The 13,527-nt window shown below is 67.9% G+C and carries 10 protein-coding genes; 6 read left to right on the forward strand and 4 right to left on the reverse strand.

Annotated elements, in window-relative coordinates:
• Nucleotides 1–29 precede the first annotated feature (29 nt).
• Complete coding sequence (dgoD, locus tag IL252_RS04715; protein ID WP_153554267.1) at nucleotides 30–1,178, forward strand: galactonate dehydratase; 1,149 nt, start codon at nucleotides 30–32, stop codon at nucleotides 1,176–1,178.
• 38 nt (nucleotides 1,179–1,216) lie between these two features.
• Nucleotides 1,217–1,966, forward strand: a complete 750-nt coding sequence (locus IL252_RS04720; RefSeq protein WP_208627044.1) for an IclR family transcriptional regulator — start codon at nucleotides 1,217–1,219, stop codon at nucleotides 1,964–1,966.
• A 752-nt stretch (nucleotides 1,967–2,718) separates the two neighbouring features.
• On the opposite strand, the gene IL252_RS04725 is transcribed toward IL252_RS04720, so the two are convergent.
• Nucleotides 2,719–3,783: an aldose 1-epimerase gene (locus IL252_RS04725; protein ID WP_208627046.1), complete on the reverse strand. Its 1,065-nt coding sequence runs from the start codon at nucleotides 3,781–3,783 to the stop codon at nucleotides 2,719–2,721.
• 661 nt (nucleotides 3,784–4,444) lie between these two features.
• Between IL252_RS04725 and IL252_RS04730 the strand changes: the two genes are divergently transcribed.
• A complete protein-coding gene (locus IL252_RS04730) occupies nucleotides 4,445–7,081 on the forward strand; it encodes a methyl-accepting chemotaxis protein (RefSeq protein WP_208627048.1) in 2,637 nt (878 codons plus the stop codon).
• Between the two features lie 148 nt (nucleotides 7,082–7,229).
• On the opposite strand, the gene IL252_RS04735 is transcribed toward IL252_RS04730, so the two are convergent.
• From IL252_RS04735 to IL252_RS04745, 3 genes are read right to left on the reverse strand one after another with little or no spacing between them, the layout of a single operon-like run.
• Complete coding sequence (locus IL252_RS04735) at nucleotides 7,230–7,952, reverse strand: class I SAM-dependent methyltransferase (RefSeq protein WP_208627050.1); 723 nt, start codon at nucleotides 7,950–7,952, stop codon at nucleotides 7,230–7,232.
• Complete coding sequence (locus IL252_RS04740; protein ID WP_208627052.1) at nucleotides 7,953–8,837, reverse strand: aldo/keto reductase; 885 nt, start codon at nucleotides 8,835–8,837, stop codon at nucleotides 7,953–7,955.
• Between the two features lie 41 nt (nucleotides 8,838–8,878).
• Entirely contained in the window at nucleotides 8,879–9,823 is a 945-nt protein-coding gene (locus IL252_RS04745; protein ID WP_208627054.1) for an ABC transporter permease, read from the reverse strand.
• A gap of 195 nt (nucleotides 9,824–10,018) precedes the next feature.
• On the opposite strand from IL252_RS04745, the gene IL252_RS04750 reads away from it, so the two are divergent.
• From IL252_RS04750 to IL252_RS04760, 3 genes are read left to right on the forward strand one after another with little or no spacing between them, the layout of a single operon-like run.
• Nucleotides 10,019–11,203 (forward strand): ABC transporter permease, encoded by a 1,185-nt coding sequence (locus IL252_RS04750; protein WP_208627056.1) that lies wholly within the window; start codon nucleotides 10,019–10,021, stop codon nucleotides 11,201–11,203.
• Between the two features lies 1 nt (nucleotide 11,204).
• Nucleotides 11,205–12,263, forward strand: a complete 1,059-nt coding sequence (locus IL252_RS04755) for an ABC transporter ATP-binding protein (protein WP_208627058.1) — start codon at nucleotides 11,205–11,207, stop codon at nucleotides 12,261–12,263.
• Nucleotides 12,256–13,521: an oligopeptide/dipeptide ABC transporter ATP-binding protein gene (locus tag IL252_RS04760; RefSeq protein ID WP_208627060.1), complete on the forward strand. Its 1,266-nt coding sequence runs from the start codon at nucleotides 12,256–12,258 to the stop codon at nucleotides 13,519–13,521. Before IL252_RS04755 ends, IL252_RS04760 begins: the two co-directional genes overlap by 8 nt.
• Nucleotides 13,522–13,527: the final 6 nt, after the last annotated feature.

The following is a 13,527-nucleotide window of genomic DNA, read 5'->3' on the forward strand; positions in this document are numbered from 1 at the left end:
TTATTGTCGAGCCACACGAGCGGTCCCACATGGAAATCACGGACTACGAGCTGTACGGGGTGCCGCCGCGGTGGCTGTTCCTGCGTCTGGAAACGGACGAGGGGGTCACCGGCTGGGGCGAGCCCGTCGTCGAGGGCCGAGCCGAGACCGTCAGGGCAGCCGTCGAGGAGATCATGGACTCGTACCTGCTGGGGAAAGACCCACGCCGCATCGAGGACCACTGGCAGGCGATGTATCGGGGGAGCTTCTACCGGGGCGGTCCGATCCTGATGAGCGCCATCGCCGGAATCGATCAGGCGCTGTGGGACATCAAGGGCAAGCAGTACGGGCTGCCGGTCCACGAACTGCTGGGCGGGCGCAGCCGAGACAAGATCAGAGTGTACCAGTGGGTCGGCGGCAACCGACCCGAGGAGCTGGCCGACGAGGCCGACCAGCTGGTCGACGCCGGCTACACGGCGCTGAAGATGGACGCGACCCACCAGATGCGCCACATCGAGTCACGGGAGACGATCGAGGAGATCGTCGATCGCGTCGAACACGTCCGCGAGGCAGTCGGCGATCACATCGACATCGGCGTCGACTTCCGCGGGCGCGTCTCGAAGTCGATGGCGAAGACGCTGACCCACCGTCTCAGCGATCTCGGCCTGATGTTCATCGAGGAGCCGGTGTTGCCCGAGAACGTCGAGCACCTGCCGGCGATCGCCGCACAGACCCGCGCCCCGATCGCCGCGGGCGAACGGCTCTACTCCCGGTGGGACTTCAAACGGCTGTTCGAGACGGGAGCCATCGACGTGATCCAGCCGGACGTGTCCCACGCAGGCGGGATCTCCGAGATGGTCAAGATCGCAAACACCGCCGAGACCCACGACGTGGCCGTCGCACCAAACTGCCCGCTGGGCCCGATCGCGCTGGCGGCCTCGCTGCAGGTCGACACCTACGTCCCGAACTTCTTCGTGCAGGACCACGGCTTCGACATCCACCTCCCCGCGTCCGATCGGACCCACCAGTACGTCACGGACGATCCGTTCGTGTTCGACGACGGCTACGTCGAGGTGTTGGACGATCCTGGACTGGGGGTCAACATCGATCGATCGCTCGTCGAGGAGCGTGCCGAGGCCAACGTCGACTGGCACAATCCAATATGGCGACACGAAGACGGGAGTATCGCCGACTGGTAACGTGAACACTTATCACGCTTAGGCATCAATGCCTCCGTATGGCTACGGGGGACACCGGAGGGACACTGACCGCGCTAGGCAAGACGTTCAGGATTGTCGAATACATGACCGAGACGGACGGGAGCGTCCGCATCACCGAGCTGGCGACGGAACTGGACATCTCGAAGAGTACGGTCTACAAACACTTGAACACGCTCAGGTCGGAAGGCTACGTCGACAAAGACGACGTGGCGTACCGACTGAGCCCGCGCTTTATCGACGTGGGTGAGCACGTCAAAGACTCGTTCGAGCCCTACGCCCAGGCGAAGCCGGCGATCGACAGTCTCGCCGAGACCACCGACGAGACGGCGGGACTGGTCCTCGAACACGACCGCCAGGCCGTCGATATCTACTCGACGGTCGGCTCTCACCCGGAGGCGTGTTCGATGACGACGACGCGTCATCTCCACTGCAGCGCCCCTGGGAAGGCGATCCTCTCGACGCTGTCGGACGAGAGCGTCGACGAGATCCTCGAAGAACCGCTCGTGTCGCTGACGCCCGACACGATCACCGACACCGACCGCCTCCGGAGCGAACTCCGACGGATCGGAGAGCGAGGGATCGCCTTCGCGCGGGGCGAACAGCGTGCCGACGTCAACAGCGTCGCGGTGCCCATCGAATTCGCGGACTACCAGGGTGCCGTCTACGTCGCCGGCACCGCGAGCCGACTGTCGAGCAAACGACTCGAAGAGGACGTACCGGGGATGGTACTGAGTACGGTGCGAGAGATCGAAGCCAAAATCGCCTGATACTGCCGGCTATCACTGTTTCAAGATATTCGCGACCACGGGGTCGCAACATTCTTTACAGACGGACAGCCGGAAGTACGAGCCGGAGCGTCGTCGTCACGCACCGTCGATGCGTCCCGACGCGCCCACCGAGACAGCACGACACGCTTGTTTCACAATGGGGAACAGGCAGCTATCTGCCGTGAGAGGGTCGATCGACAGCCTGTCCCAGCGAGTGCGAGGGCAACCGTCGGTAGCCGTTCCGGACGAGGACTCACACGAACGGCACTGGACCGTCCACGTGCGCGTCGTCGTGACCAGTTCGTCGTCCCCGCTCACGGGGCGACACTCAGGACAGGTGTCCCGGCAGTACGATCGGCCGACCTCTGCCGGTCTGTTTCACATTGTGGAACGTCGGCGACGGCTCTGCCGTGGACTAGCGGGGTGGGGGGAGGCGTCGACCGAAGCCAACACCGAGGGGCCACTCCGAGAGCAGGCGCTGACAGCCCGCTCGTACTGTCTGTCCGTCTGTATCGTGTCTCGTCGCCCTGGACGACGCGTCTCCGAAACGGCGACAGCCGGCAGTAGTGGCCGTCGGGCACGGCGAACAGGCAGTGTGTGGCGACCGATCGAGTTTGCAGTGTAGTAACGACAGTACTATCGTTACTACGAGAGCTGGCGGCTAGACTGTCATGCACTATAATGAAACACCTGGCGATACATAACCCTTACCGTGGGTATTGTTGACAGTGTCGAGCGACGGCGGCGTCGCGCTACTCGACGACGCCGTTCTCGACGCCCGTGACTCGTTCGCGGCCGCCGTACGTACTCGCCGTGAGTTCGACAGAGACGGTCTCGCCCGGTTCGAGCGTCTTCATCGTCCCGTTCTTGCGCTGTGCCTCCGGGTACGAGTGGCCGGGGTAGGCCGTCGTCGGTTCGAGCCCCGCGGTGTAGTTGCGGCCCCAGAACGGGGACTCGTCCATGCCGCCGAAGGCCTGCCAGTACCACAGCGACTCGAAGTGCTCGGCCGGGTACGACAGCGCGAAGCCAACGTCGAGTTCCCTGTTGGTGACGGCGTACCACCCCTCGTCGACGCCCAGCAGGTACGCCTGGTCGTGGATCTCGCTGTCGGTCGGCGGGAACGCGGTGAGGTCCACGTCCTCCCCGTCGACGGCCTCGGCGGTCGGCCACTCGAAGTGCTGGTCGCCCGCCAGGCGGTTGGTCTCGTGGCCCTCCGGGTAGTCGTCGATGTAGCTCTCGCCCGCGGGCACGTCGAGACGCGCGTCGGGGCCGATCAGCGGCCGACCGAGCGCGACGTGGTGCTGCCAGGCGTATTCGAGTTCGTACTCGCCTTCGTTGGTCACCGACTCGGCCACCTCCAAGCTCGACTCGTCGGCCGGCAGCGTCAGCTCTCGGGTCACCGCGAAGGGGTACCGCCGGAGACGCGTCGAGAGTTCGAGGGTGACGGCGTCGGCGTCGTCCCGCGTCACCGTCGCGTCCCACGGAATGAGCGCACTCTCGCCGTGGTGGTCGTAGTGGTTGCCCGGAATCGACATCGGACCACCAGCGACCGGCAGGTTCAGCTGCCAGCCGCCGGGGTAGTGCTCGTTCCACGTCATCTCCGTCGAGGGAATGACGCGGTCGCCGGGCGGGTCCCACTGGTAGTCGGCGTGGTACAGCACGTCCACGTCGGTACGCTTGTCGCGGAACTCCAGGATGTCGCCACCCTTGCCGGGGAGCACGAGCACGCGGAGGTGCTCGTTCTCCAGAATCGCGGCGTCCATTCCGCGATACGTGAAGTCCGTCGAGACGGACGGCCGGTCGTCGAAGTATCCCATACTCATCGCTGTCGCTCGGGGGGTATAAAAATATCCCCGCATCGGGGATCCGGTCCCCGGAACTATTATTAGCTGTATTGTCTTTCGACTATTCCATAAGAAAAATGATGTATCTATCTGTCGGTCGAGGCGGTCCGACGATGGCGAACGCTGGGCCGTCACCGCCGCCGTGCAGACACGACTCCGAGCGGCATATACGAGCCGTTTAGCCCTGTAGTGTCCCACCAGCAGCCTTCGCCGAGACGCGGAGCGTCTGCAGTGACGACGCCAGAACACACGCTAACCCCGACAAGACGAATTTATCGCCGTTTTTCACGCTGGACAGTCGCCAGACAGAGACGGAGTGCTACGTCGGGGATCGAATGGTCAGGATCTGTTCTGAGTGGCGTCTTGCCCCCAATAGTCTTCTTTCGAGGTAGTATACATTTTTGATATATCGAGATCGTGTGTCACGCAGCGAAGCCAGAGAGTGCGGGCCGTCCGGTCGTGGCATCGCTCGCAGCTCCAGAGAGTGAACTCGTGGGACGGCGACCGCCGGGAGCCGGCGCACTGACCACGTTATTTGTCCACACAAATTCCTGTATATAGCAGACAGTAGCGCAAATTTCTGTTGAGAACTGGCGGGTAATACTTACGCGTGGTTTGGTCGTCGCCCCAGACGATGACACCGCCACGTGGGCGCGACTGGAAGCGGCGATTCGTCCCCGCGCGATTGCGCGAGAGCTACATGGCCAAGTTCGGCGTCGCGCTGGTGATCCTCCTGCTCGTGACCGCTTCGGTCGGCATCTACACGCAGGAGGCCGTCGCCCGTGAACTGGAAGCCGACGTCGACAGCGAGCTACAGACAGTCGGCGAACTGACGGCCAACGACCTCGAAAACTGGGTCGAGCAGCGACGCCTCGTCGCCCGCGAGGTGTCGAAGAACCACTGGCTGGCCACCGGAGCGATCGCCTCGACGCTCAACTCCGAGTACAACGACCTCCCGGACGACGTGGTCGCGCTCCACTACGTCGACACGGCGAACCTGGACGTCGCGGCCACGACGATGAACACGCTCTCACAGCAGAATCTCCGGGAGCGTGGCGACCCCTGGGCACAGGACGACGTGACGTTCGACCAGATCGACACCGTCCTCGTCTCGGAGCCGTACACGCTCGACAGCGGTCGAACGGTGATGGCGTTCGTCAGCCCGGTGCCGTCTCAGCGCAACAAGGCGGTCGTCCTGGTCGCCGACGTGTCGCGGGTGGCCGGTGAGTTCCGGAGCCCGGTCGAAGGCAGCGTGACGCGCGTCGTCGACGGCGACGGACGCGTCGCGTTCGCGAACGATACCGGTGCGATCGGCAGCGAGTACGCCGGGGCCTCGTCAGTACAGTCGACGGCCATCGAACGCGGGCAGGCGGGCGAGAGCGGCGTGCTCGACGGCTCGACCGCCGGGACGGCCGTCGATGGCGACGCGCTCGTCGCCTACGCGCCGGTCGAGGGAACCGACTGGACGGTCGTCGTCCACGCCCCACGGGACAACGCGTACGCGCTCGTCGGAACGGTGACACGGCCGTTGCTGGTACTGATCGGAGCGGTCGTCCTCGGGCTCGGGGCCGTCGGCCTGACGCTCGGTCGCAACACCGTCCGGTCGCTGGACCAGCTTACCGACTACGCCGGTGCGGTGGCCGCGGGCGATCTCGACGCGACGGCCCCGGACAACGACCGGGACGACGAACTCGGCGAGGTCGTCGCCTCCGTCGGTGACATCCACGCGTACCTGTCGACGGTCGCCGGGCAGGCCGACGCGATCGCCGACCAGCGGTTCGACGCGCCGGTGCTCGACGACGAGGTGCCGGGCGAGCTGGGGATCGCACTCGACCAGATGGCGACCGATCTGGAGACGATGATCGAGGACCTCGACGCGGCCCGGAGAGACGCCGAGGCCGCGAGACACGAGGCCGAGCAGCTCAGCGACCACCTGGAGACTCAGGCCAGTGAGTTCGCGACGACGATGGGCCGGGTCAGGGACGGCGACCTGACCCAGCGACTCGACCCGGCCGGCCAGAGCGCTGCGATGACCGAAATCGCCGAGTCGTGCAACGCGATGCTCGCGGAGATGGAGACGACCATCGAAGAGATCCAGCGCTTCGCGGACAGCGTCGCCGATGCCGGCCACCAGGTCGCTGCCTGTGCCGACGACGTGGCAGAGGCCAACCGCGAGGTCGACGAGGCCATCGAGCGAATCGACGAAGGAGCCACGACCCAGTACGACCGACTACAGACAGTCAGCGACGAGATGAGTGACCTCTCGGGAGCGATCGAAGAAGTCGCCGCCTCGGCCGACGAGGCCGCGACCGTCACCAGCGAGGCCGCCACGGAGGGCGAGCGCGGCGCGGAACTCGCCGCCGCGTCGGTCGACACGCTCGATCAGATCGAGTCGACCACGACCGAGACGGCCGAGGCGATCGCGGCCCTCGAACAGGAGGTCGAGGCGATCGGCGAGGTGGTCACCCTGATCGACGGCATCGCCGAGCAGACGAACGTGCTGGCCCTGAACGCCTCGATCGAGGCCGCGCGGGCCGGCGAGTCCGGCGACGGCTTCGCGGTCGTCGCAGACGAGGTCAAGCAGCTCGCGACAGAGACCCGAGAAGCGACGCGCGAGATCGAAGACCGGATCGAGCGCGTCCGGACGACGGCAAACGACACCGTCACCGACGTGCGCGGAATGCAACACCGCGTCGCCGACGGGATCGAAACGATCGAGGAGAGCCTCGATTCCCTGGAGCGACTGGGAGAAGCAGTCCAGCGGGCCAACGAGAGCGTCCAGTCGATCGACGACACCACCGACAGCCAGGCGGCGGCCAGCCAGGAGGTCGTGGCGATGGTCGAAGCCGTCACGGAGATCAGCGAGCGCACTGACGGCGACACCGACCGCGCCGCGGAGTCGGCCGCCGCCCAGACCGACGCGGTCGCTGCCATCGCCGACAGCGCGGGGACGCTCACCGACGACGCGGCCGTCCTCACCGATCGACTCGCTCGGTTCGACACCGCCACCGAGGGCTCGGAGCCGTCCCGAAGGGAGGACGAACCCGACGGAGTGGAACAGACGGCGCTGGAGCGCGCCGACGAGACCGAACGAGCAGTCTCGGAGCGCCCCGACGACGCGCGGCCGGCCAGGCCTGAGACGACGCCCCCGCGAGACAGCGGCCTCGTCACGGTCGAGACGGACGTACTCACCGTCGACGGCGGAGAGCCGGCGGCGGACGACGACCAGTCGGCCGGGGAAGACGAACAGTCGGCGGCAGACGGCGACTAGTCGGTGGCGGACGACGATCGAGAGACGGCAGCGGCGGTCTCGGCGACTGCAGACTGCGAGCCTCGACAGACGGAGTAAAGAGCGGGCTCAGCGCGACGCTCTCGGTCTGCGCGGACGCGGGTATCGGCGCTGAGCTAGCGCGGACGAGTCACGCCGGCAGCCGAAATGCGAGGCTGTACATCCGACCGACAGATTCGGAGCCGATCTCCGTCGCGAGTCGGTCGGCACGCGCTGCCAGTCGGTCGCCGAGATCCCCCGGACAGGCCGCCGCGTGGTCGCGGGCCACGTCGGCGTGGGCCGACAGATGCGCCCCAGTCCAGGGCACCGGATCGAGCAGCGTCCGTTCGCGGTCGAACGACCAGCCCCCACCGACGAAGCAGCGTCTGAGCGCGTCGGGCGGGTAGAACGTCAGCGCCGGCCCACCAGTCGCAAGCTCCGAAGCGGCGTTCTCGACGGCGAACAGTTCGCGAACGGCAGCCGTCTCGGGCAGCGGAGCGTAGTCGTCGATCACGAGGTGACAGCCGGGCGCTGCGACGCGGCGGAAGGTCGCCGCGACCGCCGACAGCGCAGCGGGATCGAGGACGTTACAGAGCCCGTGGGCCGTGATCAGGTCGATCGAATCGTCGGACAGCGCGAGCGTGCGAAGATCCGCGTCGAGGACGGCCAGCCGGTCGGATCGCGTGTCGTCGGCCACTCGTTCGCGAGTCGTCCGGGCGTGTTCTCGGTCGTTCGTGACGGCGTAGACCCGCTCGGCCCCGGCATCGAGGAGTCCGGCGGTCGTGTTGCCGACGCCGGCACCGGCCTCCAGACAGCGTCGGCCCTCGACCGGGCGATCCGCGAGGGCGGCGGTGACCGTGCTGGGGACGGCCATTCAGTGGTGGAGTTGTTCGGGGACCGGGCTGTCGTCGTGGCGCACCTGCTCGATCAGCGAGCGCTGGGCGGCCTCGTCCATCGCCTCGTAGTCGGCGGCGGCTTCGAGGATCATCGTCACGAGCTTGGGGTCGCCCGCGCTGACGACGCTGGTGAGCCCCTGAGAGGCCGCGAAGTCGAATCGCCGCCGGATCTCGTCGGGGGCCGTGACCGGTCGGTACCAGTTCGCGAACGGGCGATCTGCTTCGGGGAGCTCGTCGGTGTCGGGCCAGGAGCCGGCGGCGAAGGCCTTGATGCCGAGCGTCCCGATGTCGGCCGCGTGGGCCCGATCGAGCACCGCCTCGTAGTCGTGGTCGCCGTCGTCCTTCGCGGCGACGACCGGGTTCAGCGGGAACATCAGCGAGTCGAGGTCGTCGATGCGATCGATCGCGTCGAGGACGAGCGCCGGTTCGCTGTGACTGGTCAGCCCGACGTGGTCGATCAGCCCTTCCGCTCGGGCCTCGCGGAAGGCCTGCAGTGCGCCGTCGTCGCCGGTGATCGCGTCGAGTTCCGTCTCGTACTCCAGCCCGTGGACCTGATAGAGGTCGATGGTGTCGACGCCGAGGCGGTCGAGCGACCGTTCGAGCATCTCCCAGGCCCCCTCGTAGTCGCGTTCCTGGGTCTTGCACCCGAGGAAGATCTCCTCGCGGTGCTGGCGGAGCTTCGGTCCGAGCTTCAGTTCCGCGTCGCCGTAGGTCGGTGCCACGTCGAAGTGGTTGACGCCGTAGTCCAGGACGTGTTCGACCAGCTGATCCGCGCCCTCCTGTTCGAGCCAGTTGAGCGCGATCGTACCGAAAGTCACGACAGTGCTGTCCTGACCGGTGTCGCCGAGCGGGCGTGTCTCCATACCCGAACGTGGGGCTGGGAGATGCATAAGCGTTGCAGCGCTCAGCGCCCCGAGTCGTCGATCCGGGGATCGAGCACGCCGTAGGAGAGGTCCTGCACGACGTTGCCGACGACGCCGACCGCGATGATGACCAGCGTTCCGCCCAGCAACACCGGGAGGTCGCGCTGGTCGACGGACCGGAAGAGCAGGGAGCCAAAGCCGTCGATCCCGAAGAGCACCTCGACGACGAACACCGCCAGCACGAGCAGCGCCAGCGCCTCGGTGAACACGAGCGAGAAGATCGGCACCGCCGCGTTCCGGAGGACGTGGGTCGCGACGCGGCGCGAGCCGGCCCCCTTGGCCCGCAGGAGGCGGACGAAGTCGGCCGAGGCGTGCTCGGCGGCGTGAGCGCGGGCGTAGCTGACGACCCCGCCGAGCAGCGTCGTCGCCGTGAGGACGATGGGCAACAGGTGCTCGAAGACCAGCGGGGGCCGCGAGATCACGCCGGCACGCGCGAGCGAGACCAGCAGTCCCCCGAGCCAGAAGTTCGGGACCGCGAAGGCGAGGTAGATCGTCCCGAGCCCGACGCTCCCGAGACGGCTCTCGGGCCGGAGCGCGAGGAAGAGCCCGAATGCGACGCCGACGGCAACCGCGAGTGCGAAAGCGGGGAGCACGTACATCGCCGTCCGTCCCGCCGCCGCGAGGACGGTCCCGAAGACGGGATCGCCCGTGACGAACGAGCGCCCCCAGTCGAGGGTCACCATGTTGCCCAGCCAGTCGAGATACTGGACGGCGAGCGGGCGATCCAGCCCGCGGGTCCCGAGGTACTGGTCGCGGACGGCCGCGATGGCGTCCTCCTCCTCGCCGGCCCACCTGAGCGCGCCGACCTGTCGCTGCAACACCCAGTCTTCGGTGAGCGTAAAGAGCCCGAACACCGCCGTCAGGACCGCCCAGGCGGCCACGCCACCGAGAGCGACGCGCCAGGCGACGACGCGGAGGAACTTCATGGCGAGTGCAGGTGTGTCCGCGAGTCGGTTCGGCGCTGGGAGCGAGATCGATGGGGCGTCCAGAAGACGTTCGTGGAGGGCATCGAGGCATCGTTTTGGCGTCGGGTGTGAAAAAACCTCCCACGGTGACCGATGTGCCTTCGAAGGAACGGATAGATTTATCAGAGTGGCTGGTACGTGTTGACACAACCCTCCATGGCAGCGCCCTCCGAGCGTCCCCGGTTCGAGCGCGTCGACTGGTCAGCGGTCGACGCCACGCGACGTACCGTCACCCCAGAGCGAACGATCCTCGCCGTCGGGCTCCTGATCGTCGCGGCCCTCTGGCTGTACGACCGATACGTGGCCCACGTCTATCTCGTCGCCGAGTGGGCCGTGACGCCGGTCGACTGGGCCGTGATGGCAGGCCTGGTCGTCCTGACCGCCTACGGCGTCGTCCCTGCGGTGCGGAACCGCGAGGCGACCCTGCGCGTCGCCAGCGCGATACGGGACCGGCCGGTACTGGTCGCGGCGCTTTGCTTTCTCGGCGGCCTCTTCGTCGTCGGCACCGTCCTGCCGCTCGTACTGGGCCGCCCCGAACTCAACTTCGGATACGTCTACCAGCCGCCGCTGGGCTTTGCAGCCGACGCCGGCTGGAGCCCGAGCTGTGCCGGCGAGATCCGACAGGGAACGGGGATCCAGCGGTACTGCGAGGGATCGCTCCAGGCACCGCTGGGGACGAACGGTCGCGGCCAGCTCGTCGAATCCCTGCTGGTGTCGGGCGCACGCGTCGCCATCTACGTCGTCGTGTTCACCCTGGCGTTCGTCGTCCCGCTGGCGACCGCGGTCGGGGTCACGGCGGGTTTCCGCGGCGGTCGCCTCGACGACGTGTTGCGGACCTACGTCGACGTACAGCTTTGCATCCCCGCGATCTTCCTCTACTTCGTCGGCTACATGTACGTCGGCGCGTCGCTGGCGCTGTTGCTGGCGACCTTCGGACTGCTGAGCTGGGGGCCGGTCGCGCGGCTGGTCCGCAGCGAAGTGCTCCAGCGCCGCGAGGACGGCTACGTCGTCGTCGCGCGCAGCCTCGGCGCGTCCGACTGGTACGTCGCCCGACGGCACGTCCTTCCGAACGTCACGAACACGCTCGTGCCCGCGGTCGTCCACCTCGTCGCGATACTGATCGTCGCAGAGGCCGGGGTCGCCTTCCTCGGCTTCTCGGACGTGGAGCTGTACTCCTGGGGCTCGACCATCGCCGAGGGGCTGAGTCCGGACCGCGGGACGGCCCACCAGGTGTGGTGGGTCTCGACGGCCCCCGCAGTCGCGCTGGCCGCGACCGTCGTCTCGCTGAAGCTCGTCGGCGACGGGCTCCGCGACGTGCTGGATCCGCGAGGTGAGCACTGAGATGTCGGGCGATCACTCCGATCCTCCGGCGGACCCGCTGCTGGCAGTCGAGGACCTCCGAACGCTCATCCGGGCAGACCGGGGGACCGTCCGAGCCGTCGACGGCGTGAGCTTCGCCGTCGATCGGGGCGAGGCGGTCTGTCTCGTCGGCGAGTCCGGCAGCGGCAAGAGCGTCACCTGCGAGTCCCTGACCGGCATCGTCCCACAGCCCCCCGCGGAGATCGTCGGCGGCTCGGTTACCTTCGACGGAATCGACCTCCGGGCGGCCGACACGGATCGCTCTGCGATTCGGGGCGCGCAGATCGGTCACGTCTTCCAGAACCCCCAGCACGCCCTCGATCCCGTCTACTCGGTCGGCGACCAGCTCGTCGAGGCGATCACGATCCACCGGGAGGTCGACGAGGCGACGGCCCGAGAGCGGGCGATCGACCTGCTGGGGCGTGTCGGCATCCCCCGAGCGGCCCAGCGCGTCGACGACTACCCCCACGAGTTCTCCGGCGGGATGGCCCAGCGGGTCGCCGTCGCGATCGCGCTGGCCGCGGAGCCGGACCTGCTGATCGCCGACGAGCCGACGACGGCGGTCGACGTGACCGTCCAGGCCCGCCTGATCGACCTGCTGCGGGGGCTGCTCGACGACGGGATGGCGCTGTTGTTGATCACCCACGACCTCCGGGTCGTCGCCGCGCTGGCGGACCGCGTGCTCGTGATGTTCGGCGGCACCATCGTCGAGCGCGGCCCCGTCGAGGCGGTGTTCGACCGGCCGGCCCATCCCTACACGCAGGCGCTGTTCGACAGCTACGACGGGACGACGCGACTCGCCGAACGGCCCTCCCGCGACGAGTTGCCCGCCGACGGCTGTCGCTTCCGCGCGGAGTGTCCCCACGCCGTCGAGTCGTGTGCCGGCGGGGAACAGCCCGGATTCCACACCGTGGACGACGGCGCGAGCATCGACGGCCACGCCGCCTCGTGTGTCTACTACGGCGACGGCTACGACGGCGAGGTGATCCAGTCTGCGGGCCGTGCCGTCCAGCAGAGCGCGACGGGGGACGACGATGACTGAGCGACCCGACGCCGAGGGCGAGCCGCTGCTCGCGGTCGAGGGCCTGGAACGCCACTACCCGATCACCGAGGGGTGGCTCCGCCGCGAGGTCGGACGCGTCAGGGCCGTCGACGGCGTGAGCTTCGAGATCCGCGAGGGCGAGGCGTTCGGCCTGGTCGGCGAGTCCGGCAGCGGGAAGACGACGCTCGCCCACACCCTGCTGGGGTTCGAAGAGCGGACCGGCGGCACCGTCCGCTTCGACGGCGACCCGGTGAGCGAACTCTCCGATGCGGAGCGGCGGTCGTTCCGCCGCCGCGTCCAGCTGGTCGTCCAGGACCCAAACGAGGCGTTCAACCCACGCATCCGGGTCGGGGAGGCGGTCGCGGAGCCGCTCGCGCTCAACGGGATGGACGACGCCGACCGGCGACGGGCGATCGTCGAGGACCTGCTGGAGCGGGTCGGCCTCGACGCCGCGGACACCGACCGCTACCCCCACGAGTTCTCCGACGGGGAGAAACAGCGCCTGGCGATCGCCCGCGCGCTGGTCGTGGACCCGGACCTGGTCGTGGCCGACGAGCCCACGAGCGCGCTGGACGCGCGAGTCAAGTCGGACATCCTCGCGCTGCTCGAAGAGGTCCGCCGCGAGTTCGACGTGTCGCTGCTGTTCGTCAGCCACGACATCGACGTCGTCCGGCGGTTCTGCGACCGCGTCGCGGTGATGTACCTCGGTGAGATCGTCGAGCGAGGCCCCACCCACCGAGTGCTCGACGCCCCCGCTCACCCCTACACGGAGGTCCTGCTGGACTCTGTTCCCAGCCTCGATCCGTCGGACCGCTCGCTCGTTCGCCCGCTCACGGACACGATCCCCGATCCCGCCGACCCGCCGAGTGGCTGTCGATTCCACACGCGCTGTCCCGCCATCGTCGGCCCGGAAGAACTCTCGGCGGCGACGTGGGAGCGGCTGGCGAGCTTCCGCTTTACCGTCCAGACGGGCGAGCTTCCGGCGTCGATCGACCTCGCCGACCCGCCCGACCCGGCGACGATTCGGTCGGTCTTCGACCTGCCGGGGGCGATCGACGACGAGGCGATCGCCGAGGGAGTCGACGACGCCGTAGCCGCGCTCGCGGACGGCGACCTCGACCGGGCGTCCGAGCGACTGGCGGCCGTCCTCCCGAGCGTCTGCGAGCAGCAGGTCCCAGCGACAGTCACCGTCGACGGGCGGCCGGTCAAGTGCCACCGTCACGACCCGGCGATCGACGCCGAGCCGCGCCCGGAGTAGACCGGC

Origin of the sequence: Halomicrobium sp. IBSBa, from assembly GCF_017612575.1 — an archaeon.
In the GTDB taxonomy this organism is placed as follows: domain Archaea; phylum Halobacteriota; class Halobacteria; order Halobacteriales; family Haloarculaceae; genus Halomicrobium.

Bases quoted from the DNA above. Each gene is read 5' to 3' on its own strand.
- dgoD (WP_153554267.1), top strand. From the start codon at position 30: ATGGAAATCACGGACTACGAGCTGTACGGGGTGCCGCCGCGGTGGCTG.
- IL252_RS04735 (WP_208627050.1), bottom strand. From the start codon at position 7,952: ATGGCCGTCCCCAGCACGGTCACCGCCGCCCTCGCGGATCGCCCGGTC.
- IL252_RS04745 (WP_208627054.1), bottom strand. From the start codon at position 9,823: ATGAAGTTCCTCCGCGTCGTCGCCTGGCGCGTCGCTCTCGGTGGCGTG.
- IL252_RS04720 (WP_208627044.1), top strand. From the start codon at position 1,217: ATGGCTACGGGGGACACCGGAGGGACACTGACCGCGCTAGGCAAGACG.
- IL252_RS04740 (WP_208627052.1), bottom strand. From the start codon at position 8,837: ATGGAGACACGCCCGCTCGGCGACACCGGTCAGGACAGCACTGTCGTG.
- IL252_RS04750 (WP_208627056.1), top strand. From the start codon at position 10,019: ATGGCAGCGCCCTCCGAGCGTCCCCGGTTCGAGCGCGTCGACTGGTCA.
- IL252_RS04760 (WP_208627060.1), top strand. From the start codon at position 12,256: ATGACTGAGCGACCCGACGCCGAGGGCGAGCCGCTGCTCGCGGTCGAG.
- IL252_RS04755 (WP_208627058.1), top strand. From the start codon at position 11,205: ATGTCGGGCGATCACTCCGATCCTCCGGCGGACCCGCTGCTGGCAGTC.
- IL252_RS04730 (WP_208627048.1), top strand. From the start codon at position 4,445: ATGACACCGCCACGTGGGCGCGACTGGAAGCGGCGATTCGTCCCCGCG.
- IL252_RS04725 (WP_208627046.1), bottom strand. From the start codon at position 3,783: ATGGGATACTTCGACGACCGGCCGTCCGTCTCGACGGACTTCACGTAT.